The organism is Actinosynnema pretiosum, from assembly GCF_024171695.1.
GTDB lineage: Bacteria > Actinomycetota > Actinomycetes > Mycobacteriales > Pseudonocardiaceae > Actinosynnema > Actinosynnema pretiosum.
Window position 1 is genome coordinate 182889 of sequence record NZ_JAMTCF010000012.1, and the last position, 26130, is coordinate 209018.

Below are 26130 nucleotides of genomic sequence, written 5' to 3' on the forward strand. Positions count from 1 at the left end.
CACCGAGGGTAGTGAGGGGGTGCGGGCGCGGGGGTCAACTGCGACGAACGCCACCCGCCGCGTCGGGGTCGTTCGGCGAGGTCGGGACGGTCGGGCCGGTCCGGGGGGCCTGGGCGCCGGGACGGCCCCGGTCGTCCGGGCGGGCCGCGCGGCCCTGGCGGGCGATGCGCGCGATCCGGACGGTGCGCTCCGCGCGCTCGGTGAGCCGGGGGCGGCCCGCGCCGTCCGCCGCGCCGAGCGCGCCGGGGGCGTTCACGGCGGCCACGCGGGTGGCCAGCAGCGAGCGCAGGAGGTTGGCGTGGCGGCGGTCGGCGTCCGAACCGGCGGTGCCCAGCGCCATGCGGTGGCGCAGGAACGCCAGTTCGGTGGCGGCCACCTGGTAGCCGGCCACCGCCTTCGCGGCCTCGTCGCCCGCCTTGCGGCGGACCGTGCGGCGCCAGCGGCTGCGGCCCTGGAGGCTGGCCAGCAGGGTGACCTCGCTGGCGGCGATCCACTGGCGCTCGGCCATGCCGGGGAGCTGCTCGGCGACGATGCGCTGCTCGCGGCGGCGCTGCCAGACCACCAGCCAGAGCATGCCCGCGAAGATCGGGACCATGATCAGGAAGTAGAGGTTGATGAACGTCGAGCCGGTGCCGACCGTGGTGGAGAAGTTCCACAGGGAGTGCAGGCCCACCGCGCCCAGGTAGCCCAGCAGCGGGCCCGCGATCCGGACGTTCCGCTTGTGCGACATCGCCGCCAGGCCGACGCCGATGCCGAGCATCGAGGTGAACAGCGGGTGGGCGAACGGGGACAGGACGCCGCGCAGGATGAACAGGGCGACCACGCCGCTGCTCGCGTCGCCGAGGCCGCTGTCCACGAAGACGCGGGCGAAGTAGTAGATGTTCTCGGTGAACGCGAAGCCCGCCGCGACCACGCCCGCGTAGACGAGGCCGTCGACGGCGCCGTCGAACTCGTGGCGGCGGCGCAGGAAGAGGGCGAGCAGGAAGACGCCCTTGGTGGCCTCCTCCACGATCGGGGCGCCCACCACGGCGGCGAACGTCGCGCCGTCGCCGTCGTTGATCAGCTCGCCGATCACCTGGGCGGTCTGGTTGAAGACCAGCGAGGTGATGGTCGCGCCGCACGCGCCCCAGGCGAAGCCGAAGAGCAGGAGCTTGGCGGGCTCCGGCTCCCAGCGGTCGAGCCACAGGTAGGCGCTCAGCACCGCGATGACCGGGAGGAGCGAGGCCGCCGCGCCCACCAGGATCGGGGCCAGGCCGACCTTGCTGGTGCCGAGGCCGAGCAGGACCAGGCCGCAGACCCCCAGCACGATCAGGGCCGCGACCGGGAGGAGCACGGTCCAGCGGCGTTGTTCGGTCCTCTTGCGGGCCGGTGAGGGTGCGGCAGCGGTCACGTGGTGGAACTTTATAGCGGTGGTGGCGGGGGTGGTGCGCGGATCTCGTCGTGGCTGGTGGGCGGGCCGTCAGGGGCGCCAGGGCGGCAGGTCGGGGAGCAGGTCCGGCAGCGCCGGGCCCCTGGGGTGCAGTAGCCAGCCGAAGGCGCCGAGGCCGGTGGGGTCGCGCAGCTCCGCGATCCTGGAGGCGCGCTCGGCGGCGGTGAGCCAGTCCGGGGTGCGCGCGGTGAGCGGTGCGGCGGACCGGCCGAGGGCGGCCAGCGCGTCCCGCTGCGACACCAGGGCCCACGGGCGGCCCGCGGCCTCGGCGCAGGCGTCCAGCGCCACGTGGGCGGTCAGGTCGCAGGAGCCGTCGAAGGCCGGTTCCACCCGGTCGCCCGCGCGGTAGGCGGTGAACGTGCCCTCGGGGTAGCGGCCCGCCGCGCGGTCGGCCGCCAGGTGGCCGTAGTCGATCGCGAGCGCCGCGCCCCGGACGCGGGCGACCGCCGACGCCCAGGCCGCGTCCCTCGGGGCGCCGATCTCCGCCCGCCCACCGGGGCGCAGCGGCCACCAGCGGTCCAGCCAGGGGTCCCGGTGCGGCCAGGCCACCACGGGGCAGGGCAGGGCGTCCAGCCACTCGTGCGCGACCAGGAGCCCGGTGACGCGCTCGGGGAGGTCGCGGGTCCAGCGGACGCCGGGGAGGTCGCGGGTCGGGCCGACGTCCACGGCGGTCACCCGGACGCGGTGGCGGAGCGCGGGGTCGGCGTCGGCGAGGGCGCGGACCGTCCCGGACAGCTCGCCGCCGCCCGCGCCGAGGTCCACGAAGTCCAGCGCGGGCGGGTGGTCCAGGGCGGTGTCCACGCGGCGCAGGAGTTCCAGGAGGGCTTCCGCGAGCTCCGGGCCGACCAGGGGGGCGGTGCGGAAGTGGTCCGACGGCACCTCGCCCCTGGTGAAGAAGCCCGCCGGTCCGTACAGCGCCTCGCGCCACGCCGATTCCACGTCCTGCACGGGAGGCAGTGTGCCCGGTCCGATGACCGCCGGCGCCCGGCCCGCGCGGTGGGAACGCTGGGGCGCATGGAGTTCCACGCGATCGGTGACGACGTCCTCGCCCGTGCCAGGGCTGCTGCGGGGGCGGACGAGGAGCACGAGCTGCTGACCGCGCCGGGGGTTCCGCTGCGGTGCTGCCTGCGGCGGGCCGGGGCGGAGGCGGTGGTGCTGTTCCGGTACCGGCCCGGCGCGGGGCGCGGGCCCTACGCGGAGGTGGGGCCGGTGTACGCGCACGCCGAGCGGTGCGCGGGGCCGGAGGTGGTGGACGGGGAGCTGCCGCTGTTCACCGCGCCCCGCGTGCTGCGGGCTTACACGGCCGAGGGGCGCATCCACGACGGGGTGCTGTCCGGTCCGGACACCGGGTGGGCGGACCTGGGCGCGCTGCTCGCGGACCCGGCCGTCGCGCGGGTGCAGGTGCGGTCGGCGACGCACGGGTGCTTCCTCTTCGAGGTCACGCGGTCCGCCGTGCGAGCATGACCGGGTGCAGATCACCGTGGGCGTGGGAGCTGGGGCCAAGCACCTCGGGGTGGACCGGGTGGTCGACCTCGGACCGCTGCACCCCTCCGCGCACGGGGCCTACCGGCTGCGGTTGACCGTGCGGGACGACGAGGTGATCACCTCCGCCGAGCCGCTGGTCGGGCACCTGCACCGGGGCGCGGAGAAGCTGTTCGAGGTGCGCGACTACCGGCAGGTGCTGACCCTGGCGAACCGGCACGACTGGTTGGCCGCGTTCTGCAACGAGCTGGCCGTGGCGCTCGCGGTCGAGCGGATGACCGGCATGGACGTGCCGCCGCGCGCGCAGTGGCTGCGGGTGCTGCTGTGCGAGCTGAACCGGGTCATGGCGCACCTGGTGTTCCTGGCCCCGCTGACCGACCCGGTGGCGGCGGCGCGGGGGCGGGAGGCGGTGCAGTCGGTGCTGGAGGAGGCGTCCGGCGGGCGCATCCACTTCATGGCCAACCGGATCGGCGGGCTGCGCGAGGACGTCCCGGCCGGGTGGACCGAGCGGGTGGCGGGCGCGCTGGACGTGGTCGAGGTGCCCGAGGCGCCCACCGGGTTGGCCGGGCTCGGGGTGCTGGGCCGGGCGGACGCGCTGGCACTCGGGGTTACCGGGCCGATCGGGCGGGCGTCCGGGGTGGACCTGGACCTGCGGCGGGACGATCCGCTGCCCGCGCACCGGGAGCTCGACGTGCGGCCGAGCGTGCGGACCGCCGGTGACGCGCACGCGCGGGTCGCCTGCATGATCGACGACCTGGCGCAGGCGGTGGCGCTGGCGCGGGAGTGCCTGCGGCGGCTGCCAGGCGGACCGGTGAACCTGAGGCTGCCCAAGGCGATCAAGGCCCCGGAGGGGTCCGTGTACACGCGGGTCGAGGCCCCGCTCGGGGTGTCGGGGGTGCACCTGGCCTCGCGCGGCGAGAAGACGCCGTGGCGGTTGAAGCTGCGCACGCCGTCGTTCAACAACGTGCAGGCCCTGTCCGCCCTGCTGCCGGGGACCCCGGTGGCGCAGCTCCCCCTGGTGCTCGGCTCGTTCGCGGTGGTCGTCGGCGACATCGACCGCTGACCGGGGCCACGGGCGCGGGCTGGAAGCGCTTCCGCGCCAGGGGAAGCGGACGAAGGCGGACCACGCGGCACGCTGACGCCCATGACGTCAGCCCTGCCTGCGTCCCTGAGCGCCCGGCCGTGGACACCCGTCAGCTCATGGGCACCCGGCCGCGCTCATGGGCACCGCCCCACCTGGCCGCGCCCGTTCGCACGCGTGGACGTCTCCCCGCGCCCGTCCCCTGCCTCGTCCGCAGGTGCGCCCGCCCCCGTCCCACCAAGACGACCGCGACACCCCTTGCCCCACAACCACAAGCGCCCCGACTCCTCCAGGAGCCGGGGCGCTTGTGGTTGTGCCGCTAGTCCTCGCGGCGGCGCCTGCGGCGGGGCGAGTCGCCGCCGCCGAAGGCCGCCAGGAGTTCGCTGACCGACTTGCCGTCCGCGTGCGCGCCCGCCGCCGGGTCCGGCTCGGCCGCGGCGCGCCTGCCCGCGGCGGGCTGGGCGGCCTCGTCGCGGGGTTCGGCCCTGCGACGGCCACCGGCGGCCTGCTCCGGCTGCTCGGGCTGCGCCGCCCTGCGGGGGGCGCTCTCCTCCGGCTGGGGCGCGCGGGCCGCCGCCGCCCCGTCGGCGACCGGGCGACGCGTCCCGGACTGCTCGGAGGCGGACCGGCCGCCCGCCACCGCGCGGCGCACGCCACCGGCCTGCTCCGCCGCCGACAGGCCGCCCGCCGCAGCGGGGCGGCGGACCGCCGACTGCTCGGAGGCCGAGCGTCCGCCCGCGACGCCGCGCCGCACGCCCGACTGCTCGGACGCGGTCCGGCCCGCCGCAGCAGCAGGACGCCTGGCCTGCTGCGTCCCCTGCTCGACGGCCGGACGGCCACCGGCGACGGACCTGCGCACGCCGGACTGCTCGGACGCGGTCAGCCCGCCCGCAGCCGGGCGGGCGGGGCGCTCCTCGGCCACCGTCTCGCGGCTGATCATCTCGGTGCGCTCGGCGATCCGGCTGCGCCGCTGCGACTCCGCCGTCTTCACGGGCTCGCCCTGGCCGCGCGCCGCCGACGTGCCACCGCGCGCCGACTGGTCCGTGAAGTAGTCCTGCCCTGCGCCGTCGGCGGGCCTCGCGGCCTGCTTGGCCGGGTGCGCCACCTGCTTGGTCGGCGCGGCCTGGGGCGTCCCGGCCTGCGCCCCGGCCTGGGCCTGCGCCGCGGCGGGGCGCTGCGCTTCAGCGGGGCGCTGCGGTTCGGCCTTCGGCTGGGCGCGCTTCACGCCCGGCGGCTGCACGGCCTGCTTCGGCGCGGCGGGCGCCGCGGACTTCGGCTGCGGCGGCCTGGTGCCGCTCCGGACGGGATCGCGGCGCACGGCCTCCGCGCGGGCCGCCTCGCGGCGCACCGGCTCCACCCTGCGGGCGGGCGGCGCGTCGGTGACGCGCTCGATCAGCTCGGTCTGCTCCGCCGGGTCCAGGTCGACCACGGACGGCTGGTCGTCCTTCTTCGCCTTGCCCGAGGTGATGACCCGGTGCTCGTTCATCGCGGACACCAGGCGGGACTGGTCCAACCGGGACTGGTCGCCCAGCGAGCGCATCCGCGTGGCCTCCGCCCGCAGCGCCACCCGCTCGACCAGCACCTCGCCGCCCAGCAGCGCCTCCAGGTTCTCGCGCAGCGCGCGCAGCTCGCCGCGCAGCGCGTCCAAGTCGTCCTTCGCGTCCTCCTGCGCCTTGCGGTGGGCCTCGGTCTCCAGCTCCAGCTCGAACTCGCGCCTCGCGGCGACCTCGCGCTCCAGCTCCAGCTCGTACACGTTCTGGAGGTCGGCCACCTCGTCCTCGCGGTCGGCCACCTGGCGGCGGTAGCGCGCGGCGAGGAAGGCGCCCACGAGCGCCGCCCACAGCGCCGACACCACGGCCAGCCTCAACCAGCGGGCGTTGTCACTCAGCACCAGCACCGCCGCGGCAACGAGGGCGAACGCCAGTGCTGCGACCAGCAGGAGGCGCGCGGAGCCACGACCGTGTTCTTGCTGCTCGTCGTCTCTCGACGGGGCTCGCCCGGTCATGGGCACCACGGTACCGGTCGGTTACCCGTTTGAGACCTCGGCATCCGGTTTCACGCTCGGTGCTCGGGCTGGTCCGGAGTGCGGCAGCAGCGCTCCAACCACAGTCCGGAGGCGATCAGCGCCGCTGCGCACACGAGTCCCACCACGGCGCTGGTCAGGTCGTTGTCGGCGGCCGGGAACCGGCCCCGCGCGGGGGCGACGTGCAGCAGCACCGCGCCCCAGGCGCCCGCCATGATCGCGCCCAGTGCCGAGGACGCCTTGGCGAGCGCGACGGCGCGGGCGGCGGTGAGCGCCTGCACCGGTTCGGCGCCGGGCTTGCGCAGGATGCGGGCGCGCAGCGACACGGCGAGGCCGAGGTCGACGGCGGCGATGACCAGCAGGACCACCCCGGCGAGCCTGGGCAGCGGGGGCAGCTGGGAGTAGGAGAGCTTGAGCAGCAGGAAGACCAGCGCGGCCGAGCCGAGCCCGGCGGCGAGCAGGTCACGGCCCCTGGTGAACGTCACAGCGCGACCTCCAGCCTCCGCACCCCGGACAGGTCCACCCCGGCCAGCAGGTCGGCGACCCGGCCGCGACCGGGCAGCACCGCCTCCGGGTCGACGTCGAGCCAGGGCGCCAGCACGGTGGCCCGCTCGTGCGCGCCGGGGTGCGGCAGCAGCAGCTCGGGGTGCTCGGACCGGACGTCGTCCACGGCGACCACGTCCACGTCGAGCGTGCGCGGCCCCCAGCGGCGCTCCCTGACCCGGCCGGAGGCCTGCTCCAGCTCCTGGCCCCTGCGCAGCCAGCCCCACTCGTCCAGGTCGCCCTCGACCAGCAGGACGGCGTTGAGGAAGTCGTCCTGGTCGGTGACGCCCCACGGGGCGGTCTCGTACACCGGGGACGCGGCGAGCAGCCACGGCCGGAAGCCGTCGACGGCGGAGCGCAGGTGGGCGAGCCGGTCGCCGAGGTTGGAGCCCAGGGACAGCACGGCGCGGCTCACCTGGTCCTCCGCACGGTCACCGCCACGTCGGCGAAGGTCAGCGGGATGGGCGCGTGGGGCTTGTGGACGGTCACCTCGGTCGCGGTGACCCGGCCGTCGGCCATGACCACGTCGGCGGCCCGTCCGGCGACGGTCTCGATGAGGTCGTGCGGCCCGCCGGCGACGACCTCGGCGACGGCCTCGGCCAGCTCGCCGTAGTGCAGGGTCTCGCGCAGGTCGTCGGTGGCGGCGGCGCGGGTCAGGTCCAGCCACACCACCACGTCGACCAGGAAGTCCTGGCCGTCGCGCTTCTCGTGCTCGAACACGCCGTGGTGCGCGTGGACCTTCAGGCCGCGCAGCTCGATCCGGTCGCCGGACCCGGTGGGCTCAGGCACGACCGGCCCGCCACGCGCCCGCGACGGCCACCGCGTCCACCGAGCGCGGCACGTCGTGCACCCGCACGCCCCAGGCGCCGTTGAACGCGGCCAGCGCCGACACGGCCGCCGTCGCGTCCTCCCGGCCCGCCGGGGGACGCTCGCCCAGCAGGGCGCCGAGGAACCGCTTGCGGGAGGCGCCGACCAGCACCGGGAAGCCCAGCGCGATCAGCTCGTCCAGCCGGTTCAGCAGCTGCCAGTTGTGCTCGGCCCGCTTCGCGAAGCCAAGGCCGGGGTCGACCACCACGTTCTCGGCCCGCACGCCCGCGGCGAGGGCGGCGTCCACGCGGGCGGACAGCTCGTCGCGGACCTCCCGCACCACGTCGGAGTACTCGGCGAGCCGGTCCATGTCGGCGCTGTGCCCGCGCCAGTGCATGACCACGTAGGGCACGTCCGCCTCGGCGACGACCTTGAGCACGTCCGGGTCGGCCAGGCCGCCGGACACGTCGTTGACCACCGACACCCCGGCCTCCAGGGCGGCGGCGGCCACCTCGGAGCGGGTGGTGTCCACGCTGGTCACCACGCCCTGGGCGGACAGCGCGGCGATGACGTGCGAGGTGCGGGCGACCTCCAGGTCGCTGGGCACCCGCTCGGCGCCGGGCCGGGTGGACTCGCCGCCCACGTCGACCAGGTGCGCGCCCTGGTCGCGCAGGGCCAGCCCGTGCGCGACCGCGTCGGCGAGGTCCAGGTACCGGCCGCCGTCGGAGAACGAGTCGGCGGTGACGTTCAGGACGCCCATCACGACGCAGCCGCCCGGTGTCGGGAGCGGGCTCACCGGTAGCGCCCCTTGATCAGCGAGATGGCCTCGGCGCGGGAGGAGGCCGAGGTGCGCAGCAGGCCGCGCACGGCGGAGGTGGTGGTGCGCGAGCCGGGCTTGCGCACGCCGCGCATCCCCATGCACAGGTGCTCGGCCTCGACCACGACGATGACGCCGCGCGGCTCCAGCCTGCGCACGAGCGCGTCGGCGACCTGCGAGGTCAGCCGCTCCTGCACCTGGGGGCGCTTGGCGTACAGGTCGACCAGGCGGGCCAGCTTGGACAGCCCGGTGACCCGGCCCTGCTCGTTCGGGATGTACCCGACGTGCGCGACGCCGTGGAACGGCAGCAGGTGGTGCTCGCAGAACGAGTAGACCGGGATGTCCGTGACCAGGACGAGCTCCTCGTGGCTCTCGTCGAAGGTCTTGGCCAGCACGCTGTCCGGCTCGGTGAACAGGCCCGCGAACATCTCGCGGTAGGCCCGCGCGACCCGCGCGGGCGTCTCGCGCAGTCCCTCGCGCTCGGGGTCCTCGCCGCAGGCGAGCAGCAGCTCGCGCACGGCGGCCTCGGCGCGCTTCTGGTCGAAGGGCCGCTTCGCGGCGACGCCGGCCTCCCCGTTGCTGGGGAGACCGGCGTTGTCGAATTCGATCACTTGCGGTTGTCCGGGTCCGAGTCGAAGTTCCGCTTGTCCGCGTCCGCCGGGTCCGGCCGCCACGCGGGTGTGGTCGGCTGGCCCCCGCTGCCCGGCACGGTGGCCGGGGTCCAGCCGGGGGGCGCCCCGTAGTTGGGCGGCCCCGAGCCGGGGGTGACCTGCTGCGGCGGGTGCTGGACGCCGTTGGCGCCAGCGGGGACCTGCTGCGGCTGGGCCTGCCCCTGCGGGGTCTCGGGCGGCGGCGCGGGCAGGGCCGCGGGCTCCGCCTCGACCTGGTCCTCGACCACCGGCGGCCACGGCTCGCCGCGCTCCCTGGCCAGCTCGCCGGGGGTCTTGACCGGCGGCTTGGTCGAGGGGATGCGGTTGCCGAAGTCGTTGAACTGGGTGATCCGGGGGCGCTTCTCGACGCCCGCGAAGATCCGCTCCAGGTCCTTCTGGTGGAGCGTCTCCTTGTCGATCAGCTCCAGCGTCAGGTCGTCGAGGACGTCGCGGTAGGTGTTCAGCACCTCGTAGGCCTCCGTGTGGGCGGCCTCGATGAGCTTGCGCACCTCCTCGTCGATCTCGTGCGCGACCTCCAGCGAGTAGTCGGCCTGGCGACCGGCGTTGCGGCCGAGGAACGGCTCGCCCTGCTCCTGGCCGTACTTGACGGCGCCGAGGCGGGAGCTCATGCCGTACTCGGTGACCATCGCGCGGGCGATCTTGGTCGCCTGCTCGATGTCGTTGGACGCGCCGGTGGTGGGCTCGTGGAAGACGAGCTCCTCCGCCGAGCGACCGCCGAGCGCGAACACCAGCCGGGCGATCATCTCGGACCTGGTCATCAGGTCCTTGTCCTCCTCGGGGACGGACAGCGTGTGACCGCCGGTGCGCCCCCTGGCGAGGATGGTGACCTTGTAGACCGGGTCGATGTCCGGCATCGCCCACGCGGCCAGCGCGTGGCCCGCCTCGTGGTACGCCGTGATCTTCTTCTCCTTCTCGGAGATGATCCGGCTCTTGCGGGCGGGGCCGCCGATGACGCGGTCGACCGACTCCTCCAGCGCGGAGCCGTCGATGACGGTGCCGTTCTGGCGGGCGGTGAGCAGCGCGGCCTCGTTGATGACGTTGGCCAGGTCGGCTCCGGAGAACCCGACGGTGCGCTTGGCGAGGCCGTCGAGGTCGGTGTCGGGGGCCAACGGCTTGCCCTTGGCGTGCACCCGGAGGATCTGCTTGCGGCCCTTCAGGTCCGGTGCGGACACCGGGATCTGCCGGTCGAAGCGGCCGGGGCGCAGCAGGGCGGGGTCGAGGATGTCGGGCCGGTTGGTCGCCGCGATCAGGATGATCCCGCCGCGCGAGTCGAAGCCGTCCATCTCCACGAGCAGCTGGTTGAGCGTCTGCTCGCGCTCGTCGTGCCCGCCGCCCATGCCCGCGCCGCGGTGGCGGCCCACCGCGTCGATCTCGTCGACGAAGATGATGCAGGGCGCGTTCTGCTTGGCCTGCTCGAACAGGTCGCGCACGCGCGAGGCGCCGACGCCGACGAACATCTCGACGAAGTCCGAGCCGGAGATCGAGTAGAACGGCACGCCGGCCTCACCGGCGACGGCCCTGGCCAGCAGGGTCTTGCCGGTGCCGGGGGGCCCGTAGAGCAGGACGCCCTTCGGGATCTTCGCCCCGAGCGCCTGGTAGCGGCCGGGGTTCTGGAGGAAGTCCTTGATCTCGTAGAGCTCCTCCACCGCCTCCTCGGCTCCCGCGACGTCGGCGAACGTCGTCTTGGGCATGTCCTTGGAGAGCTGCTTGGCCTTGGACTTGCCGAAGTTGAGGACGCGGTTCCCGCCACCCTGGGCGTTGTTCATCATCCACATCAGCAGCAGGAGCAGCAGCCCCAGCGGCACCAGGTACAGGAGCATCTGCGTGAGCAGGGAGTCCTGGGTCACCTTGGTCTCGACCTGCGGCTTGTTGCTCGCCTGGTCGACCAGGGTGAACACCTCGTCCGTGGCGCTGGCCGGGTACGAGGCCATCAGGAGGCCGTGGTTCTCGAAGGTGGAACCATCGTTGAGGACGAGTTTGAGCTTCTGCTCCTTGTCCTCGATCGTGACTTCCTTGACCTTCCCGTCCCGCACCTGTTGGAGGGCTTGGGAGGTCGTGACCTGGTGGTAGTTCCGGTCCTCGTCGAAGAGCACGCTGAAGACGTAGAAGAGGAGCACCACCGCCACGATCCACAGCAGCGGGTTGCGAAGCAGGCGCTTGCGGTCCATTCACTTACGGCCGTCGGGCGGCCTCGACCCTCCCTGACTTGTTGACGGGCGCGGACGGGCACACCCGTCCGACCAGACTACCGCCCGGACGGCCGGTGCATCGCCCCGCGTGCGCGGGGCCCGCCCCGGTTGTCGCGTTCGAGGGACCAACGGGCGGAAGAGCTCTCCGGTTCCCGTCGCGGCGCCCGGTTCCGATCGCAGGTCAGGAGCGGTCGGAACCGGGGCCCGCAGCACGGGTTGAACCGCGCCCACCGGATTCCCGTAACTCTTTCGAGGGAAACGTCGTTACGTTGGTGCGGACGGGGAAAACCGGCCGCCGCACGTGACCTCAGCCACGGAAGCCCAGGTCAGAGCGTTAGGCGTGTCATCCTCGGTTACCGTACGAGGTCACCATCGGTAACACCGAGTGATCAATCCCCTCCCCCGGAGGGGTGAAAACCACCGGATCGAAGGTGCGCAGAAGAAGATGTCAGCCCGCAGCGAACGCCCTGGCCGCGCCAAGCGGATAGCACTCCCCGTGGGGGCCCTGCTCGGCGTGCTCGCCGCAGGGGCCACGGCCGTGGTCGCGCTCAAGGCGACCAGCGGCCCGGACTGCACCGGCACGCTCCCGCTCAAGGTCGCCACCACCCCGGCCGCCGAGGCGGTCGTGCGCGGCGCGGCCGACGACTACCAGGCGGGCCAGCCCGTCGTGGACGGCCGGTGCGTGCAGGTGCAGGTCGAGGCGCGCACCGCCGCCGACGTGGCGCACGAGCTGCCGAACGCCCGGATCAACCCGCCCGTCATGTGGGTCCCGGACTCGACCATGTGGGCCGAGGAGGCCCAGCGCCAGTCCGCGAGCCTGGGCGCCGACGCGCCCGTGCTGGAGGTCGGCGAGCCGCTGGCCGGGTCCCCGCTGGTCATCGCCGGTCCGGCGGAGAAGCTGCGCGCTCTGGGCTGGCCGAGCGCCTCGGTCGCCTGGGCCGGCGTGCTCGCGCCCGGCGTGGACGCCGCGGTGAGCGACCCGACCACCTCCACCGAGGGCCTGGCCACCCTGGCGGTCATCCGCTCCCGGCTCGGCAACGCGGACGGCACGCCCAACCAGGAGCTGATCGGCTCGCTGATGCGGATCGGGCGCAACGCCGTGACCGTGCGCGACTCGTTCAGCAAGGTCAGCCAGGACGAGCGGACCGCGCCGCTGTTCACCGCCTCCGAGCAGGCCGTGCTGGCCGCGAACCGGGCGGCGGGCGGGCTGCGGGTCGCCGCCTCGTACCCGGCCGAGGGCACGATGATGCTCGACTACCCGGTGGTGCGGATCAAGCGGACCACCGACCAGCCTGGCACCGGGGTCGCGGCGAGCGGCTTCGAGCAGGCGCTGCGCAGCGCCAAGACCCGCGAGCGGTTCGTGGACGCGGGCTTCCGCACCCCGGACGGGCAGGCGGTGGCGGGGCTGTCGGCCGAGCGCGACGGGGTGGGCGGCGACGCGGTGAACGCGATGCCGAAGCCCAGCCCGGCCGAGGTGTCCGAGCTGCTGGGCACCTGGGGCGCGGTGAGCCTGGACTCGCGGATGCTGGCGGTGCTGGACGTGTCCGGGTCGATGACCGAGCTGATGGGCAACGGCCAGACCCGCATGGCGGCGGCGTCCGAGGCGGCGCTGACCGCGCTGGGGATGCTGCCGGACACCTCGGAGATCGGCCTGTGGGCGTTCTCCACGAACAAGAAGCCGCCGAACGACTGGATCGAGCTGGTGCCGCTCGGCCCGCTCGGCGAGGTGCTGGGCAGCGCGCCGAGGCGGACGCAGCTCCAGCAGGGCGCGAAGGGCCTGGCGGCGCTGGTCGGCGGCGGGACCGCGCTGAACGACACCACGCTCGCGGCGTTCCGCCGGATGCAGGCCTCGTACGACCCCGAGAAGATCAACTCGGTGGTGCTGATCACCGACGGCCGCAACGACGACTACGCCAGCATCACCACCGCGCAGCTGCTCCAGGCCCTGGAGTCGGAGTCCGACCCGGCGCGCCCGGTGCCGCTGATCATGGTCGGGCTCGGCCAGGAGGCCGACATGGAGGCGCTGCGGGCGATCTCCTCGGCCACCGGCGGCAAGGCCTACCAGGCGCTGGAGGCGGCCGACATCCGCAGCGTGCTGCTGGACGCGATCTCCCAGCGGCGGTGCAGGCCCAACTGCTGAGCCCGGACCCGGCGGGCGCCTGCCCGACGAGCACGGGACCCGCCCGCCCCGCGAACCGCGCGGGGCGGGCGGCGCCCGCTCAGCCGGAGTAGACCTTCGGGTCCAGCTTCCCGATGTACGGCAGGTCGCGGTACCGCTCGGCGTAGTCGAGGCCGTAGCCGACCACGAACTCGTTGGGGATGTCGAAGCCGACGTACTTCACCGGCACGTCGACCTTGACCGCGTCGGGCTTGCGCAGCAGCGTGCAGACCTCCAGCGAGCGCGGCTTGCGCGAGGCGAGGTTCTTGAGCAGCCAGGACAGCGTGAGCCCCGAGTCGATGATGTCCTCCACGATGAGGACGTCCCGGTCCGCGATGTCGCGGTCGAGGTCCTTGAGGATGCGCACCACGCCCGAGGAGGACGTGGAGGACCCGTAGGAGCTGACCGCCATGAACTCCAGCTGCACCGGGACGGGAAGCGCCCTGGCCAGGTCGGAGGTGAACATCACCGCGCCCTTGAGGACGGTGATGAGGACGAGGTCGTCACCGCCTGCCGGGTAGTCGGCGGCCACCTGCTGGGCGAGCTCACCGACCTTGTCGCTGATCTCCTGCTCGCTGACGAGCACGGAGGCGATGTCGCCGTCGTACACGGACGATCCCCTTTGGTCATGCCTGGACTGGTTCCACCAGCAGCCTGCCACGTGCCCGGCGCACCACAAAGCCGCCGGGTACCCACACCCCACCACCACCGGCCCCGGCGCGCACGAGGGCGTCCACCGCGCGCAGGTGCGAATCGGACAACTCGGGCACGCCCTCGGCGAGCAGCCACCGCCGCAGCACCCGCCTGCGCAGGGCCACCGGCAGCGGCGCGAGGTCGGCGACCGCGCCCCGGTCGCCCGCGAACGCGTCCGCGAGGTCGTCCAGCGCGTCGTTGTCCTCGCGCAGCTGGGCGGCGGTGCGGGCCAGCGCCCGCGCCACCCCGCCCTGCAGCACCTCCTCCAGCAGCGGCAGCACCTCGCGGCGCAGCCGCACCCTGGTGAACGCGGGGTCGGCGTTGTGCGGGTCCGACCACGGGGAAAGGCCCAGCTCGGCGCAGGCGCCCTCGGTGTCCGCCCTGGTCACGCCCAGCAGCGGGCGGCCCCACGGCGCGTCCAGCTCGCGCATCCCGGCGATCGAGCGGGGCCCGGAGCCCCGGCCGAGGCCCAGCAGCACGGTCTCGGCCTGGTCGTCCAGGGTGTGCCCGAGCAGCACCAGCCCGCGCTCGGGCCGCAGCGCGGCGTACCGGGCGCGGCGGGCCGCCGCCTCCGGCCCACCGCCGCCGGACACCTCGACCCGCCGCACCTCGGCGTCCAGGCCCAGCTCGGCGCACGTGCGGGCGGCCCGCTCGGCGACCTCGGCCGAGCCCTCCTGGAGCCCGTGGTCGACCACGACGGCCCGCGCGCCGCCGGTCAGCGCGGCGGTGCAGGCGGCGAGCGCCAGCGAGTCGGCCCCGCCGGACACCGCCACCGCGACCCGCGCGGGGCGGTGCTCGGCGAGGAACCGCCGCACCGCCGTCCGGACCCGCGACAGCGGCCCGTTGGCGGCCGGGGTCACGGCGCGACGCGGCGCAGCCAGGCGGCGGGGTCGGCGATCTCGGCGCGGGTCGGCAGCGCGTCGGGGGCGCTCCACACCGCGTTGAACCCGGTCATGCCGACCTCGTCCACCACGTGCCTGGTGAACGCGGCGCCCTCCGCGTACTGCCTGACCTTGGCCTCCACGCCCAGCAGCGAGCGCAGCACCCGGTCCAGCAGCCCGCCGCCGGAGCGGCGCGCCGTGAACCGCTCGCGGATGACCGCGACGGACGGCACCACGTCCGGGCCGACCGCGTCCATGACGTGGTCCGCGTGCCCCTCCAGCAGGGTGGACACCGCGATCAGCCGGTCGAGCGCGGCGCGCTGCTCGGGCGTCTGGAACAGCTCGATCAGCCCGACCGGGCCGTCCGCCTCGCGCAGCCGCCTCGGCAGGTCGCGCAGCCGGGGCGACTCCTCGTCCATGCTCTCCAGCAGCTCGGTGACCAGGCCGGAGAAGTGCCCGGCCAGCCACGGCACGCCGGTGAACTGGAGCCGGTGGGTGCACTCGTGCAGGCACACCCACATGCTGAAGTCCTCGCCGGGCACGTTCAGCGCGCGCTGGGTGCCGACGATGTTCGGGGCGACCAGGAGCAGCCTGCCGCCGCCGGAGAACGGGTCGTACTGGCCGAGCACGCGGGAGCTGAGGAACGCGAGCACCACGCCCGCCTGCACGCCCGCCGTGCCCGACACGACGCCGCCGAGCACGCCGCCCTGCCGGGGCATGGCGCTGTCGGTGAGCACCGACAGGCCGTCGGCCGCCGCGCGCACCCAGCTGGGCCGGTCGACGACCTCGCCCGCGCGCAGCGGCAGCCCGTGGCCGAGGCCCGTCAGCTCCCGGACGTGCGTCTCGGCGTCCACCGCCAGCTCGCGGAGCCTGCCGACCGCGACGTCGGCCTCGGCCCTGGGCACCACCGGTCCAGGGCGGACCAGCCGGGCCGCTGTGGAGACGGCCACCTCCCAGTCGATCGACGCCGCCGCCCGGTCCTGCTGAGTCACCGAGTTCACACCTGACGACGCTACCGGCGCTGGACCGTTCACGAACAGCCGCAGCCCCTGAGCTGGGCGGCGAGGGCGTCGAGCCCGGCCCGCGCGCCGAGGGCGTCGCCGCTGCCGTTGGACATGAACGCGAACACCAGCAGCCTGCCGTCGGTGTCCACCACGACGCCCGCGAGGCTGTGCACCTCGGTGAGCGTGCCGGTCTTGCCCCTGATCCAGCCCTTGCCCGAGGGCGACTGCGCGAACCGCTCCCGCAGGGTGCCGTTGCCGCCCGCGACGGCGAGCGCCGTGAGCAGCGGTCGCATCCGGGTGGTGACCGGGTCGGTGGCGGCGTCGGGACGCGCGGCGGCGGTGAGCAGGTCGCCGAGCAGCTTGGCGGGCACCTTGTTCTGCACGCTCATGCCGCTGGCGTCGAACGTGGTCACGCCGGTCAGGTCGAAGCCGTTCTCGGTGAGCACGTCCCGCACGGCCTTGGTGGCGCCCTCGTAGGAGGTCTCGGCGTTGCGCGCCTTGGCGACCTCGCGGCCCAGCGTCTCGGCGAGCACGTTGTCCGACAGCTGCATCATGTTCTCGATCAGCCGGTCGAGCGGGACGGACTTGACCTCGCCGAGCACCTTGGCGGCCTGCGGGGCGATGGTCTTCTCACCGGCGGTCGCGCCCAGCCGCTCGGCCAGCTCCCGCGCCGCGTCGGGCGCGGGGGTGGCGGTGCGCGGGGTGTCGCCCTTGGTGGGGTCGGAGCGGGCGCCGTCGAGCATCAGCGGGCCGATGTTGGTGATGAAGCCCGCCGCGACGTCGCCGGGGTCGACGCCGGGGGCGAGGCCGGGCTCGGCGCTGTAGCGGCTGATGTCGTAGTCGACCTTGGTGATCGGGCCGGAGGCCTTCACCTGCTCGACCAGCTCGTCCAGGGTGGGCGCGCCGGAGTAGACCGACGACTGGCCCTCGGGCAGCGAGGACAGCGTCGGGTCGCCGCCGCCGACCAGGACGACCGTGCCGGGCTCGGTGCCCTGGACGACCTTGGTGGTGAACTGGGTGGTGTGGTCGAGCTGGAGCAGCGCGGCGGCGGCCACCAGGTTCTTCACCGTGGAGGCGGGCACCAGCGGGGTGGTCTCGCCCTGGTGCCACAGCACGGTCTTGGTGACCGGGTCGACGACGGTGCCGGTGAGGTTGCCGAGCGCGCCGTTGGCGAGCGGGGCCTGGAGCGCGGCCTGCACGCCCGCCGGGGTGGGCGCGGGCGCGTCGGAGCCGAGGGCCCGCACCGCGAGGTCCACCTGCGCGGGCGGCGCGGGCGGCTGGGTGGTGGAGGTGGGCCCGGTCTCCAGCCAGCCGAGCTGCACGGCGGCCAGCGCGGCGCCGCCGAACAGGACGAGCACGGCCGCGAGCGCGCCCACGACCACCAGGGGCCGCTTGCGCTTGGTCCGCTGGGCGGGGACGTCGGCCCGCTCGTCGGAGTCGGCGGCGAAGGCGGCGAAGGCCGCGTCGTCGTCGCGCCGGTCGGTGGAACCGGGTTCGGCGGCGGGGTGCTGGTCGCCGGGCGGGATGGTGCCGCGCCCGGACTGGGCGGCGCGGTGCTGGTCACCGCCGGGCGGGATCGTGCCGTGCCCCGGCTGGGCGGGGCGGTGCTGGTCGGAACCGGGCGGGATCGTGCCGTGCGGGCCGCTCCCCGGCCCCTGGGGCCGCTGCTCGACCCGAGTCTGCTCGCCGCCGGACTGCTGGCCGGGGGGCGGGAAGGTGAACTGGCCGGGGGTGATGCTGACCTTCTGGGTCTGCTCGGACGCGCTCTGGCCGCTCTGGTGCCGGATGCCCTGGCTGCCCGACCCCTGCTGCCCGAACCCCGGCTGACCGGCCTGCCCCGAGCCGGGCGGGATGGTGCCGCGCGGACCGCTCCCGTGGCCACCTTGCCCCGGCCCCTGCCTGCCGGGCCCCTGCTGGCCGGGTGCTTGCTGACCGGGACCTTGTTGGCCGCCCGCTTGCTGACCGGGCCCCTGTTGGTGAGGTCCTTGCTGACCGGCTCCCTGCTGGCCCGGCGCTTGCTGTCCGGGCGCCTGCTGGTGAGGCCCTTGCTGTCCGGTCGCCTGGTGGCCCGGACCCTGCTGGCCGGGTGCTTGCTGCTGGCCGCTCTCCGGTCTGCCCGCGTTCTGGGCGCGGTTGGCGGCGGCGCGCTGCGCGGCGAGCTGGGCGTCGGCGCGCGCCGGGTCGAACGAGGGCACCTCCGCGCGCGTCCCCGGCCACCCGGCCTCGGGCTGCGAGGTGGACTTCGGCGGGTCGAACCGCGTCGGCTCGCCACCGAGGAGGCCACCGGGAGCGGGGAAACCGCCTGCGGGCGTACCGGGAGCCGGAAAACCACCGGCCGGGGTAGCGGGAGCGGGGAACCCAGCAGCCGGGGTGCTGCCCGAGGGCGTGCCACCCGACTGCTGCCCACCACCGGACTGCGGCGCGTTCGACTGCTGGGCGTTCGGCTGCCGCGCGCCGGACTGCTGCGCGTTCCCCTGCTGCGTACCGGACTGCGGCACACCGGGCTGCTGCGTGCCGGGCTGCGGCGTGCCGGGCTGCTGGGCACTGGGCTGCGACGTGCCGGACTGCGGCGTGCTCGCCTGCTGGGCGCCGGACTTCCCGCCGCCCGCCTGGCCACCCGCCGCCTGCGCGCCGCTCGCCTGCCCGCCCGCAGCCCCTGCCGCCAGCGCGCCCGCGCCCAGCGCCGCAGCGCCCACTCCACCGGCGCCCGTCCCGCCCGCGCCCGCGCCGGACGCCCCACCGGACCGGTTGTCCTCGTCACCCGACCGGGCGGTTTCCGCCTGACCGGCGCCCGCAGGCCGCGTGACCTCGTCGCCGTCCGGTCCCGCCGGTGTCGCGCCCTGCTCCGCCGCGGTCCCGCGCTGCGCCCCGGAGGGCTGCTGAGCTGCGGTCGCGGTGTCCTCCCCCGCCTCGCCACCGGCCTCGGGGAGGTCGGTCCTCGGTGTCGGCCCGCCGGGCGGTCGCAACCGGTCGATCTTGATCAGCTCGGTCTTCTCGGCGCCGCCCGACTTCTTCGGCAGCGCGATGCGCATCGTCGGCGGATCAGCCGGGCGCGGGCTCCTGACCTGCTCGCGGTCCGTGTCGTCGCCGTCGACGGTCGGCCACGATGGCTCCTCGGGCACGCGGTCCTCCGGGTTCGATTACGGGCAATCTCACACGCCCCTCAGCACTGCTGGCGGGGGTTGACGAGACGTCGTGGTCCACACTAGTGGGAACTACCGGACAGCCAGACGAGCGAGGACCGCCAGTGGAGTTCGACGTCACCATCGAGATCCCCAAGGGGGTCCGCAACAAGTACGAGATGGACCACAAGACGGGGCGCATCAGGCTCGACCGCACCCTGTTCACGGCCACTCAGTACCCGGCGGACTACGGGTTCGTCGATGACACCCTGGGCGAGGACGGTGACCCGCTCGACGCGCTCGTGCTCGTGCAGGAGCCGACCTTCCCCGGCTGCCTGATCCGCTGCCGCGCGATCGGCATGTTCCGGATGACCGACGAGAAGGGCGGCGACGACAAGCTGCTCTGCGTCCCGTCGGACGACCCGCGCTCGGAGCACCTGCGGGACATCCACCACCTGAGCGAGTTCTACCGCCTGGAGATCCAGCACTTCTTCGAGGTCTACAAGGACCTGGAGCCGGGCAAGAGCGTCGAGGGCGCGACCTGGGTCGGCCGCACCGACGCGGAGGCCGAGATCGTGCGCTCCTACCAGCGCCTCAAGGACGCCGTGGCGCGCGGCGAGGAGCACTGAGGCCGTTCCACGGAACGGTGAAGGCGAAGAGGGCCACCCCTTGGCGGGGTGGCCCTCTTCGTTTCCCCGGTCGGGGCGCCTCTCGCCGGAAGCGCCCCGGTCAGGGGGTCGGTGCGGCGCTGGTCAGCGCGCGGCGGGTCAGTGCAGGGCGATGGTCGAGGTCGCGTCGGCCTCGTCCTTCGAGCGCTCCAGGCCGGAGCGGTCCGACAGCGGCACCTCGCGCAGGAACCACACGATCGCGAACCCGACCAGGGTCACGAAGGCGCCCACGAAGAACACCGTGTCGATCGCGGAGGAGAAGCCCTCCAGGAACGGCCTGGCCAGCACCGGGTCCAACTTGGACAGGAACTCGGTGTTGTTCAGGTCCGCCGCCGCGCCGCCGCTCTGGAGCTGCTGCGCGAAGGACTGGTTCTCCGGCCGGGCGAGCGCGGCGCGGAACGCGTCGGTGCCCATGGCCGAGCGCAGCGACTCGCCGATCTTGTCGCCGACCGTGCTGAACAGGACGGACAGGAACACCGCGGCGCCGACCGTGCCGCCGATCTGCCGGAAGAACGTGGCCGACGAGGTCGCCACGCCCATGTCGCGGGGCTCGGCGTCGTTCTGGATCGCGATGAGCAGGGTCTGCATGCACAGGCCGAGGCCGATGCCCATGGTGAACATCAGCGCCATCGGCTGCCAGGTGGCGGTGTCCACGCCGACCGTGCTGAACAGGAACAGCGACGCGGTCATCACGCCGAAGCCGACGACCGGGAACACCTTGTAGCGGCCGGTCTTCGAGGTGATCTTGCCGCTGGTGCCCGCCGCGGTCATGATGCCGAGGGTCATCGGCAGCATCATCAGGCCCGCCGTGGTGGCCGAGTGGCCCTGCACGATCTGCAGGTACAGCGGGATGGAGACCATGCCGCCGAACATGCCCGCGCCGAGCACGAAGTTGATCGTGTTGCCGAGCGCGAAGGTCTGCTTGCGGAACAGCCGCAGCGGCAGCAGCGCCTCGTCGCCCGCGCGCTTCTCCGCCCACACGAACGCGATCAGGCCGAGCACGCCGACGACGTACATGGTGATCGAGGTGGCCGAGGCCCAGCCCCACTCGCGGCCCTGCTCGGCCACGATCAGCAGCGGCACCAGGCCGACGGTCAGCGTGATCGCGCCGAGGAAGTCGACCCGGTGGTCGACCCGCTGGTGCGGGATGTTGAGGACCTTGGCGACGACGACCAGCGCGGCGAGCGCGATCGGGACGTTCACCAGGAACACCCAGCGCCAGCCCGCGAAGCCGAGGAAGTGGTCCATGCCCGCGAACAGGCCGCCGACGACCGGGCCCGCGACGCTGGAGACGCCGAAGACGGCCATGAAGTAGCCCGCGTACCGGCTGCGCTCGCGGGGCGAGGTGATGTCGGCCAGGATCGCGAAGGCCAGCGACATGAGGCCACCGGCGCCGAGGCCCTGGACGGCGCGGAACGCGGCCAGCTCGTACATCGAGTCGGCGATGCCGCACAGCAGCGAGCCGACCAGGAACATCGAGATCGCGGTGAGGTACATCGGCTTGCGCCCGTAGATGTCGGACAGCTTGCCGTACAGCGGCGTCGTGATGGTCGACGTGATCAGGTAGGCCGTGGTCGCCCAGGCCTGGATGGTCTGCCCGTTCAGGTGGTCGGCGATGGTCTTCATGGCCGTCGCGACGATCATCTGGTCGAGCGCGGCCAGGAACATGCCCATGAGCAGCCCGGACAGGATCGTCAGGATCTGCCGGTGGGTCAGCAGCGCGGCGCCGGGCGGCGTCGCTCCCGCTTGGGTTGTCGTCTCCGACATCACTTCTCCCCTTCGGAGCGCGGCCCCTGTCCGCCCTCTGCGATGAAATCCGGGAGCGCTTTCTCGTATCCCTCGACGAAGCGCTCGAAGTGCTCGACGAACGTGGTCCAGTCGTGGGTGGACCAGTCCGAGAAGAGGCGGGCCAGCGCCGCGTTGCGCACCCGTCGCCGCTCGTGCAGGAGGGACAGCCCATTGTCGGTCACGGCGAGCACGCTCGCCCGTCCGTCGTCGGGGTCCGCCCTGCGCTCCACCAGCCCGTCCTTGACCAGCCCGGCGACCTGGCGGCTGACCGTGGAGGGGTCCGAGAAGACCGCCTCGGCCAGCGCGCTCGCGCGGGACGGGCCCATCTGCGCCAGGTTGGCGAGCAGGACGAAGGAGGCCTTGTCGATGCCCGCCTTGCTGAGGCTGGCGGAGAGCGCGGCGTGCATCTTGTTCAGCCGGACGAGTGCGGTGCCGAAGCGGCCGGCGAGCTCGTCGTCGGGCCGCCCGCTCCCGTGGGCGTCCTCGGGCGTCGTCATCCGGACCACTCCATTGCTTGCATCATCCAACTAGTTTCAGTGGGCAAGTTTGCGCCCGATCAAGAGTCTTGGCAAATGAAATACTCGTGACGAGCGTCGCTTCGCTACTGGCCGGTAACATCTCATGCCATGGATCTCTCGCTCGTCGCGGACGCGATGCGGAAGTCAGTGCCGTGGGTGCAGACCAACGGCGTGGAGTTCACCGAGGTCGGGGCGGACCGCGTGGTCGCGGCGCTGCCCGACCGGCCGGAGTCCCGGAACCACGTCGGCGGACCGCACGCGGCCGTGCTGTTCGGACTCGGCGAGACCGCCTCCGGCGCCGTGGTGATGGCGGCGTTCAGCGGCTACCTGGACCGGGCGACGCCGCTCGTGGCGCGCGCGGAGATCGCCTACCGCAAGCTCGCGCTCGGCCCGCTCACGGCGGAGGCGCTGCTGGAGCGGCCCGCCGCCGAGGTGGTCGCCGAACTGGAGGGCGGGCAGCGGCCGGAGTTCCCGGTGCGGGTGTCGGTGCGCGATGCCGAGGGCGTGGTGACCACCGAACTGGTGGTGACGTGGACCCTCAAGCCCCGGCGATGAGGACCCACAGCAGTTGAATGACTCCATGGTGAAGTGGTCGGCCGTTACCCGGTCGACCACATTCACTCCAAGGAACTAATGCAGTAACGCAGTGCGACTCCTGCCGCGATGAGGCGAGCATGGAGAGCACCGCGCTGGTCCGCAGGACGCCGTTCCGGCTCCTGCCACTGGTCCCCGCACTGCTGCTGACGGCCTGCGCCGCGCAGCCGCTCGCCGCACCCGCCGCCGGCCCTGCCGCCGGTCCCGTCGCGGCGGCAGGCACGCCGTCGAACGCCTACGGGCGATCGGACGCCGATCAGCGGTGGGACCCGGCCGGGTCGTGGTCGAACTCCTCCCCCGCGCAGGCCGCCCCCACCGACTCCTCCCTCCTCCCCGCCCGCGCCTCGGGCGTCCTCGACGCGCGCACGATCGCCGTGGCGGGCGGCGGCTCGGTCCGGCTGCTCGGGCTGGCCGAGCCGGGCGCCTGCTGGTCCGGCGCGGCGGCCGACTTCCTCGGCTCGCTGGTGGCGCAGAAGGACCTGGCGCTCGACGGCGCGTCCGTGCGCCTGCCCGGTGGCGCCGACCTCTCCGCCCAGCTGGTCAGCCAGGGCATGGCCCGCGCCGAACCGGACGCGGCAGGCGCGCTGACCCGCGCCGAGGCCGCCGCCAGGAAGGCCGGGCTCGGCCTGTGGGGCGCGCCGTGCGGCGGCTCCGACTCGGTGGTGACGACGCCCGCGCCGACCGCGCGCGCACTGGCGGCGTGCGCCGCGAACAGCTCCACGACCCCCGCCGGCCGACCCGGCTCACCGACTCCCGACCACGACACGGATGGGGTGGCCTGCGCATGAGCGCGAACCACGGCAACGACCAGAACGGCGGCGCGCCCGGCTACGGCGTCCCCGACGACAACGCGGGCTACGGCACGCCGGGCTACGGCACGCCCGGCTACGGCGTCCCCGGCTACGGGGCGCCCGACCACGGCTACGGCCCCCAGGCCACCGCCTACACCCCTCCGCCGCAGGCCAAGAGCGGTCTGAAGGGCAAGTGGTCGGCGATGTCGCGCATGAAGAAGACCGGCGCGGTGGCGGGCGGGATCTTCGGCGCCCTGATCCTGATCGGCGCGCTCTCCGACCCGCCGCCCGCCGACAGCACCAGGGCGGCGGCGACCGCGAGCGCCACCGCGACCACCACCAGCACCACGACGACCACCACGACGGCCCCGACCACCACGACGCCTCCCCCGGTGACGGTGGCCGAGGTGGCGGACGGCCGCTCGGTCGCGGTCGCGGGCGGGCGGGTGCTGGTGCTGGCCGGACTGGCCCAGCCGGGCGAGTGCTGGGCGCAGCAGGCGGTGGACTTCCTCAAGTCGACCGTGGCGGGCAAGGAGCTGGCGCAGGTCGGCGGGCAGCTGCTGCTGCCGGACGGCAGCGACGTGTCCCTGCTCGCGCTGTCCCAGGGCGTGGCGAAGGCGCTGCCGGAGGCGAGCGCCGCGCACAACGCGGCCCAGGCTGCGGCCCAGAAGGCGGGCCTCGGCCTGTGGGGCGCGCCCTGCGGCGGCTCGGACGCCAAGCCCGCCCCGACCACCACGCAGGCCCCGGCTCCCCAGCCGAACCCCCAGCCCAACCCGCAGCCGCAGCCCAACCCCCAGCCGAACCCGCAGCCGAACCCGCAGCCCGCGCCCCAGCCCCAGCCCCAGCCCCAGCCGGACCCCGCGCCGAGCGTCTACTACAAGAACTGCGCCGCCGCGCGGGCCGCAGGCGCCGCACCGGTCCGCCGGGGTCAGCCCGGCTACGGCTCGCACCTGGACCGCGACGGTGACGGAGTCGGCTGTGAGTGAGCTGAGCGCCAGGACCTCCGATCCCGAGCGCGTCCGGGGTGGCAGGGTCGTCTGCGGGTTCCTGGTGGTGCTGACGGCGCTCGTGCTGGCGGGCTGCGAGGGGAGCACCCCCTCCGGGGGCGAGCTGTCCACGAGCCCCTCGCCGACCACCACGACCACCAGCGCGACCACCACGACCAGCAGCCCGGCGCCGGTCACCACGACGAGCACGACCACCACCACGCCGCCGCCCGCCGTGGCGCCGCAACCACAACCACAACCGCAGCCCGAGCCGAAGCCGCAGCCCAAACCGCAGCCGGCGCCCGAGCCGCAACCCGCGCCCGCCTACTACAAGAACTGCGCCGAGGCGCGCGCCGCAGGAGCCGCACCGCTGCACGCCGGTGAGCCGGGTTACCGCTCGGCCCTCGACCGGGACGGGGACGGCGTGGCCTGCGAGTGACCACCGCGGCGGGCTCCGGCGTCCGGGGGTCGTCGGAGCCCGCCGCGGCCCTCCCCCTCCCCACCGCCCCCTCCCCACCGCCCCCTCCCCGCCGACTGGACCTGGCCGCCGCACCCGCGTAGAACCGGTCCCGTGCTGGTGGATCAGGTCGAGGTCGAGTACACCCCCGCGACGGTCGTCGACGCGGCGCGCGCCGCCGAGGAGGCCGGGATCGACGGGTTCTGGGTCGCCGAGACGCGGCACGACCCGTTCGTGGCGCTGAGCCGGGTCGCCGACCGGGTCGAGGGGATCGGCCTGGGCACCGCCATCGCGGTCGCCTTCGCCCGCAACCCGATGAGCACCGCCGTCCAGGCCAACGACCTGCAGCTGCTGTCCCAGGGCCGGTTCCGGCTGGGGCTGGGGTCGCAGGTGGAGCCGCACATCACCAAGCGGTTCGGGATGCCCTGGTCGAAGCCCGCCGCGCGGATGCGCGAGTACGTGCTGGCGATGCGCGCGATCTGGGAGTCCTGGGCCACCGGGGAGCGCCCCCGGTTCCGGGGCGAGTTCTACACGCACACGCTGATGACGCCGTTCTTCGACCCCGGCCCCAACCCGTTCGGCCCGCCCGAGGTGTGGCTGGCGGGCGTCGGGGAGCGGATGACCGAGGTCGCGGGCGAGGTGGCCGACGGGTTCCTGTGCCACGCCTTCACCACCGAGCGGTACCTGCGCGAGGTGACGCTGCCCGCGCTGGAGCGCGGCCTGGCGAAGTCCGGGCGGACGCTGGAGGGGTTCGGCGTGAGCGGGCCGTCGATGGTGGTCACCGACGACGCGTCGGCCGCCGCCGCCCGCCGCCAGATCGCGTTCTACGGCTCGACGCCCGCCTACCGCCCGGTGCTGGACCTGCACGGCTGGGGCGAGCTGCACGAGGAGCTGCACCGGCTGTCCCGCCGGGGCCTGTGGGCCGAGATGGACGCGGCCGTGCCGGACGAGGTGCTGGGCGCGTTCGCCGTCACCGGGACCCCCGCGGAGGCCGCCGCCGAGGTCGTGGCGCGGTACGGGGACGTGGTCACCCGGATCGCGGCCCCGGTGCTGCGCGCGGACCTCAGGTCCGGCTGAGGCTGGGCACCCGGTGCGGGAACAGCGCGGACTCGGGCACCACGCGGGCCACGACGACCCTGCGGTTCCAGCGCCTCCTGCCGATCCGCTGGGCGACGAACACCAGCGGCAGGGCAAGCAGCGTCACCACGACCATCGCGAGCATCCGTCATCACCTCCAGGGCGGCACGGACACTGTCGCCCAGCATCGGCGGAATCGGCATGAAGGTCACCCGATCGGAGCATCAAGCACCGTGCCCAGGGTCGAGTGAGTTCCTCTGGGGACAATATGCACCCTAAGAACGCTCTCAGGCCCGCGCTCGTCCCCCAATGCGCCCGAAGAGTGCAGTGGATCACGCCCAACGGGGTGAA

At 74.3% G+C, this 26130-nt stretch carries 25 protein-coding genes; 9 read left to right on the forward strand and 16 right to left on the reverse strand.

Features of this window, described 5'->3' with window-relative positions:
• Nucleotides 1-34: 34 nt before the first annotated feature.
• Both LV78_RS24605 and LV78_RS24610 read right to left on the reverse strand, forming a co-directional pair.
• Nucleotides 35-1390: a PrsW family intramembrane metalloprotease gene (locus LV78_RS24605; protein WP_308208744.1), complete on the reverse strand. Its 1356-nt coding sequence runs from the start codon at nucleotides 1388-1390 to the stop codon at nucleotides 35-37.
• Between the two features lie 69 nt (nucleotides 1391-1459).
• Nucleotides 1460-2377: an SAM-dependent methyltransferase gene (locus LV78_RS24610; protein WP_253847982.1), complete on the reverse strand. Its 918-nt coding sequence runs from the start codon at nucleotides 2375-2377 to the stop codon at nucleotides 1460-1462.
• A 66-nt stretch (nucleotides 2378-2443) separates the two neighbouring features.
• Here LV78_RS24610 and LV78_RS24615 point away from each other — a divergent pair, with 66 nt between their 5' ends.
• Both LV78_RS24615 and LV78_RS24620 read left to right on the forward strand, forming a co-directional pair.
• Entirely contained in the window at nucleotides 2444-2893 is a 450-nt protein-coding gene (locus tag LV78_RS24615; RefSeq protein ID WP_253847984.1) for a DUF1203 domain-containing protein, read from the forward strand.
• 4 nt (nucleotides 2894-2897) lie between these two features.
• On the forward strand, nucleotides 2898-3974 hold the full coding sequence (locus LV78_RS24620) for an NADH-quinone oxidoreductase subunit D (RefSeq protein ID WP_253847985.1): 1077 nt from the start codon (nucleotides 2898-2900) through the stop codon (nucleotides 3972-3974).
• Between the two features lie 337 nt (nucleotides 3975-4311).
• On the opposite strand, the gene LV78_RS24625 is transcribed toward LV78_RS24620, so the two are convergent.
• The 7 genes from LV78_RS24625 to ftsH are packed head-to-tail and all read right to left on the reverse strand — an operon-like array spanning nucleotide 4312 to nucleotide 11021.
• Complete coding sequence (locus LV78_RS24625) at nucleotides 4312-5997, reverse strand: DUF6779 domain-containing protein (protein WP_253847987.1); 1686 nt, start codon at nucleotides 5995-5997, stop codon at nucleotides 4312-4314.
• 50 nt (nucleotides 5998-6047) lie between these two features.
• Nucleotides 6048-6500 (reverse strand): DUF3180 domain-containing protein, encoded by a 453-nt coding sequence (locus tag LV78_RS24630; RefSeq protein WP_253847988.1) that lies wholly within the window; start codon nucleotides 6498-6500, stop codon nucleotides 6048-6050.
• Entirely contained in the window at nucleotides 6497-6973 is a 477-nt protein-coding gene (folK, locus tag LV78_RS24635) for a 2-amino-4-hydroxy-6-hydroxymethyldihydropteridine diphosphokinase (protein ID WP_253847989.1), read from the reverse strand. Before folK ends, LV78_RS24630 begins: the two co-directional genes overlap by 4 nt.
• Nucleotides 6970-7347 carry a dihydroneopterin aldolase gene (folB, locus tag LV78_RS24640; protein WP_253847990.1) on the reverse strand — a complete coding sequence of 126 codons (378 nt, stop codon included), beginning with the start codon at nucleotides 7345-7347 and terminating at the stop codon, nucleotides 6970-6972. The genes folK and folB overlap by 4 nt, the downstream gene beginning before the upstream one ends.
• Complete coding sequence (folP, locus tag LV78_RS24645) at nucleotides 7340-8125, reverse strand: dihydropteroate synthase (RefSeq protein WP_253848106.1); 786 nt, start codon at nucleotides 8123-8125, stop codon at nucleotides 7340-7342. Before folP ends, folB begins: the two co-directional genes overlap by 8 nt.
• 32 nt (nucleotides 8126-8157) lie before the next feature.
• Nucleotides 8158-8793, reverse strand: coding sequence for a GTP cyclohydrolase I FolE (folE, locus tag LV78_RS24650; protein WP_253847991.1), 636 nt, complete (start codon nucleotides 8791-8793; stop codon nucleotides 8158-8160).
• Nucleotides 8790-11021, reverse strand: coding sequence for an ATP-dependent zinc metalloprotease FtsH (gene ftsH, locus LV78_RS24655; RefSeq protein ID WP_253847993.1), 2232 nt, complete (start codon nucleotides 11019-11021; stop codon nucleotides 8790-8792). The genes folE and ftsH overlap by 4 nt, the downstream gene beginning before the upstream one ends.
• A 466-nt stretch (nucleotides 11022-11487) precedes the next feature.
• Here ftsH and LV78_RS24660 point away from each other — a divergent pair, with 466 nt between their 5' ends.
• Entirely contained in the window at nucleotides 11488-13182 is a 1695-nt protein-coding gene (locus LV78_RS24660) for a substrate-binding and VWA domain-containing protein (RefSeq protein ID WP_253847994.1), read from the forward strand.
• A gap of 79 nt (nucleotides 13183-13261) precedes the next feature.
• Here LV78_RS24660 and hpt read toward each other — a convergent pair whose 3' ends face one another.
• From hpt to dacB, 4 genes are read right to left on the reverse strand one after another with little or no spacing between them, the layout of a single operon-like run.
• Nucleotides 13262-13810: a hypoxanthine phosphoribosyltransferase gene (hpt, locus tag LV78_RS24665; RefSeq protein ID WP_253847995.1), complete on the reverse strand. Its 549-nt coding sequence runs from the start codon at nucleotides 13808-13810 to the stop codon at nucleotides 13262-13264.
• 16 nt (nucleotides 13811-13826) lie between these two features.
• Nucleotides 13827-14753, reverse strand: coding sequence for a tRNA lysidine(34) synthetase TilS (gene tilS / locus LV78_RS24670; RefSeq protein ID WP_253847996.1), 927 nt, complete (start codon nucleotides 14751-14753; stop codon nucleotides 13827-13829).
• Nucleotides 14750-15766: an Rv3626c family coenzyme F420 biosynthesis-associated protein gene (locus tag LV78_RS24675; protein ID WP_372494994.1), complete on the reverse strand. Its 1017-nt coding sequence runs from the start codon at nucleotides 15764-15766 to the stop codon at nucleotides 14750-14752. The genes tilS and LV78_RS24675 overlap by 4 nt, the downstream gene beginning before the upstream one ends.
• 38 nt (nucleotides 15767-15804) lie before the next feature.
• Nucleotides 15805-18900, reverse strand: coding sequence for a D-alanyl-D-alanine carboxypeptidase/D-alanyl-D-alanine endopeptidase (gene dacB / locus LV78_RS24680; protein ID WP_253847999.1), 3096 nt, complete (start codon nucleotides 18898-18900; stop codon nucleotides 15805-15807).
• Nucleotides 18901-19025: 125 nt separating this feature from the next.
• On the opposite strand from dacB, the gene LV78_RS24685 reads away from it, so the two are divergent.
• Complete coding sequence (locus LV78_RS24685; protein WP_096491173.1) at nucleotides 19026-19529, forward strand: inorganic diphosphatase; 504 nt, start codon at nucleotides 19026-19028, stop codon at nucleotides 19527-19529.
• A gap of 138 nt (nucleotides 19530-19667) precedes the next feature.
• Here the strand turns inward: LV78_RS24685 and LV78_RS24690 are convergent, their stop codons facing one another.
• Both LV78_RS24690 and LV78_RS24695 read right to left on the reverse strand, forming a co-directional pair.
• On the reverse strand, nucleotides 19668-21335 hold the full coding sequence (locus LV78_RS24690) for an MDR family MFS transporter (RefSeq protein WP_253848000.1): 1668 nt from the start codon (nucleotides 21333-21335) through the stop codon (nucleotides 19668-19670).
• Nucleotides 21335-21853 (reverse strand): MarR family winged helix-turn-helix transcriptional regulator, encoded by a 519-nt coding sequence (locus tag LV78_RS24695; protein ID WP_253848001.1) that lies wholly within the window; start codon nucleotides 21851-21853, stop codon nucleotides 21335-21337. The genes LV78_RS24690 and LV78_RS24695 overlap by 1 nt, the downstream gene beginning before the upstream one ends.
• A 129-nt stretch (nucleotides 21854-21982) precedes the next feature.
• Here LV78_RS24695 and LV78_RS24700 point away from each other — a divergent pair, with 129 nt between their 5' ends.
• The 5 genes from LV78_RS24700 (at nucleotide 21983) to LV78_RS24720 (ending at nucleotide 25779) form a co-directional block, all read left to right on the forward strand.
• Entirely contained in the window at nucleotides 21983-22429 is a 447-nt protein-coding gene (locus LV78_RS24700) for a DUF4442 domain-containing protein (protein WP_253848002.1), read from the forward strand.
• A gap of 119 nt (nucleotides 22430-22548) precedes the next feature.
• Nucleotides 22549-23256, forward strand: a complete 708-nt coding sequence (locus LV78_RS24705) for a thermonuclease family protein (RefSeq protein ID WP_253848003.1) — start codon at nucleotides 22549-22551, stop codon at nucleotides 23254-23256.
• The gene (locus tag LV78_RS24710; RefSeq protein WP_253848004.1) at nucleotides 23253-24245 is read left to right on the forward strand and encodes an excalibur calcium-binding domain-containing protein; all 993 of its coding nucleotides are present in this window, start codon (nucleotides 23253-23255) and stop codon (nucleotides 24243-24245) included. Before LV78_RS24705 ends, LV78_RS24710 begins: the two co-directional genes overlap by 4 nt.
• Nucleotides 24238-24684, forward strand: a complete 447-nt coding sequence (locus LV78_RS24715; RefSeq protein ID WP_253848005.1) for an excalibur calcium-binding domain-containing protein — start codon at nucleotides 24238-24240, stop codon at nucleotides 24682-24684. The genes LV78_RS24710 and LV78_RS24715 overlap by 8 nt, the downstream gene beginning before the upstream one ends.
• 132 nt (nucleotides 24685-24816) lie before the next feature.
• Nucleotides 24817-25779, forward strand: coding sequence for a TIGR03617 family F420-dependent LLM class oxidoreductase (locus LV78_RS24720; RefSeq protein ID WP_253848006.1), 963 nt, complete (start codon nucleotides 24817-24819; stop codon nucleotides 25777-25779).
• On the opposite strand, the gene LV78_RS24725 is transcribed toward LV78_RS24720, so the two are convergent.
• On the reverse strand, nucleotides 25766-25924 hold the full coding sequence (locus LV78_RS24725) for a hypothetical protein (RefSeq protein ID WP_253848007.1): 159 nt from the start codon (nucleotides 25922-25924) through the stop codon (nucleotides 25766-25768). The two genes, LV78_RS24720 and LV78_RS24725, sit on opposite strands and share 14 nt — an antisense overlap.
• Nucleotides 25925-26130 lie beyond the last annotated feature (206 nt).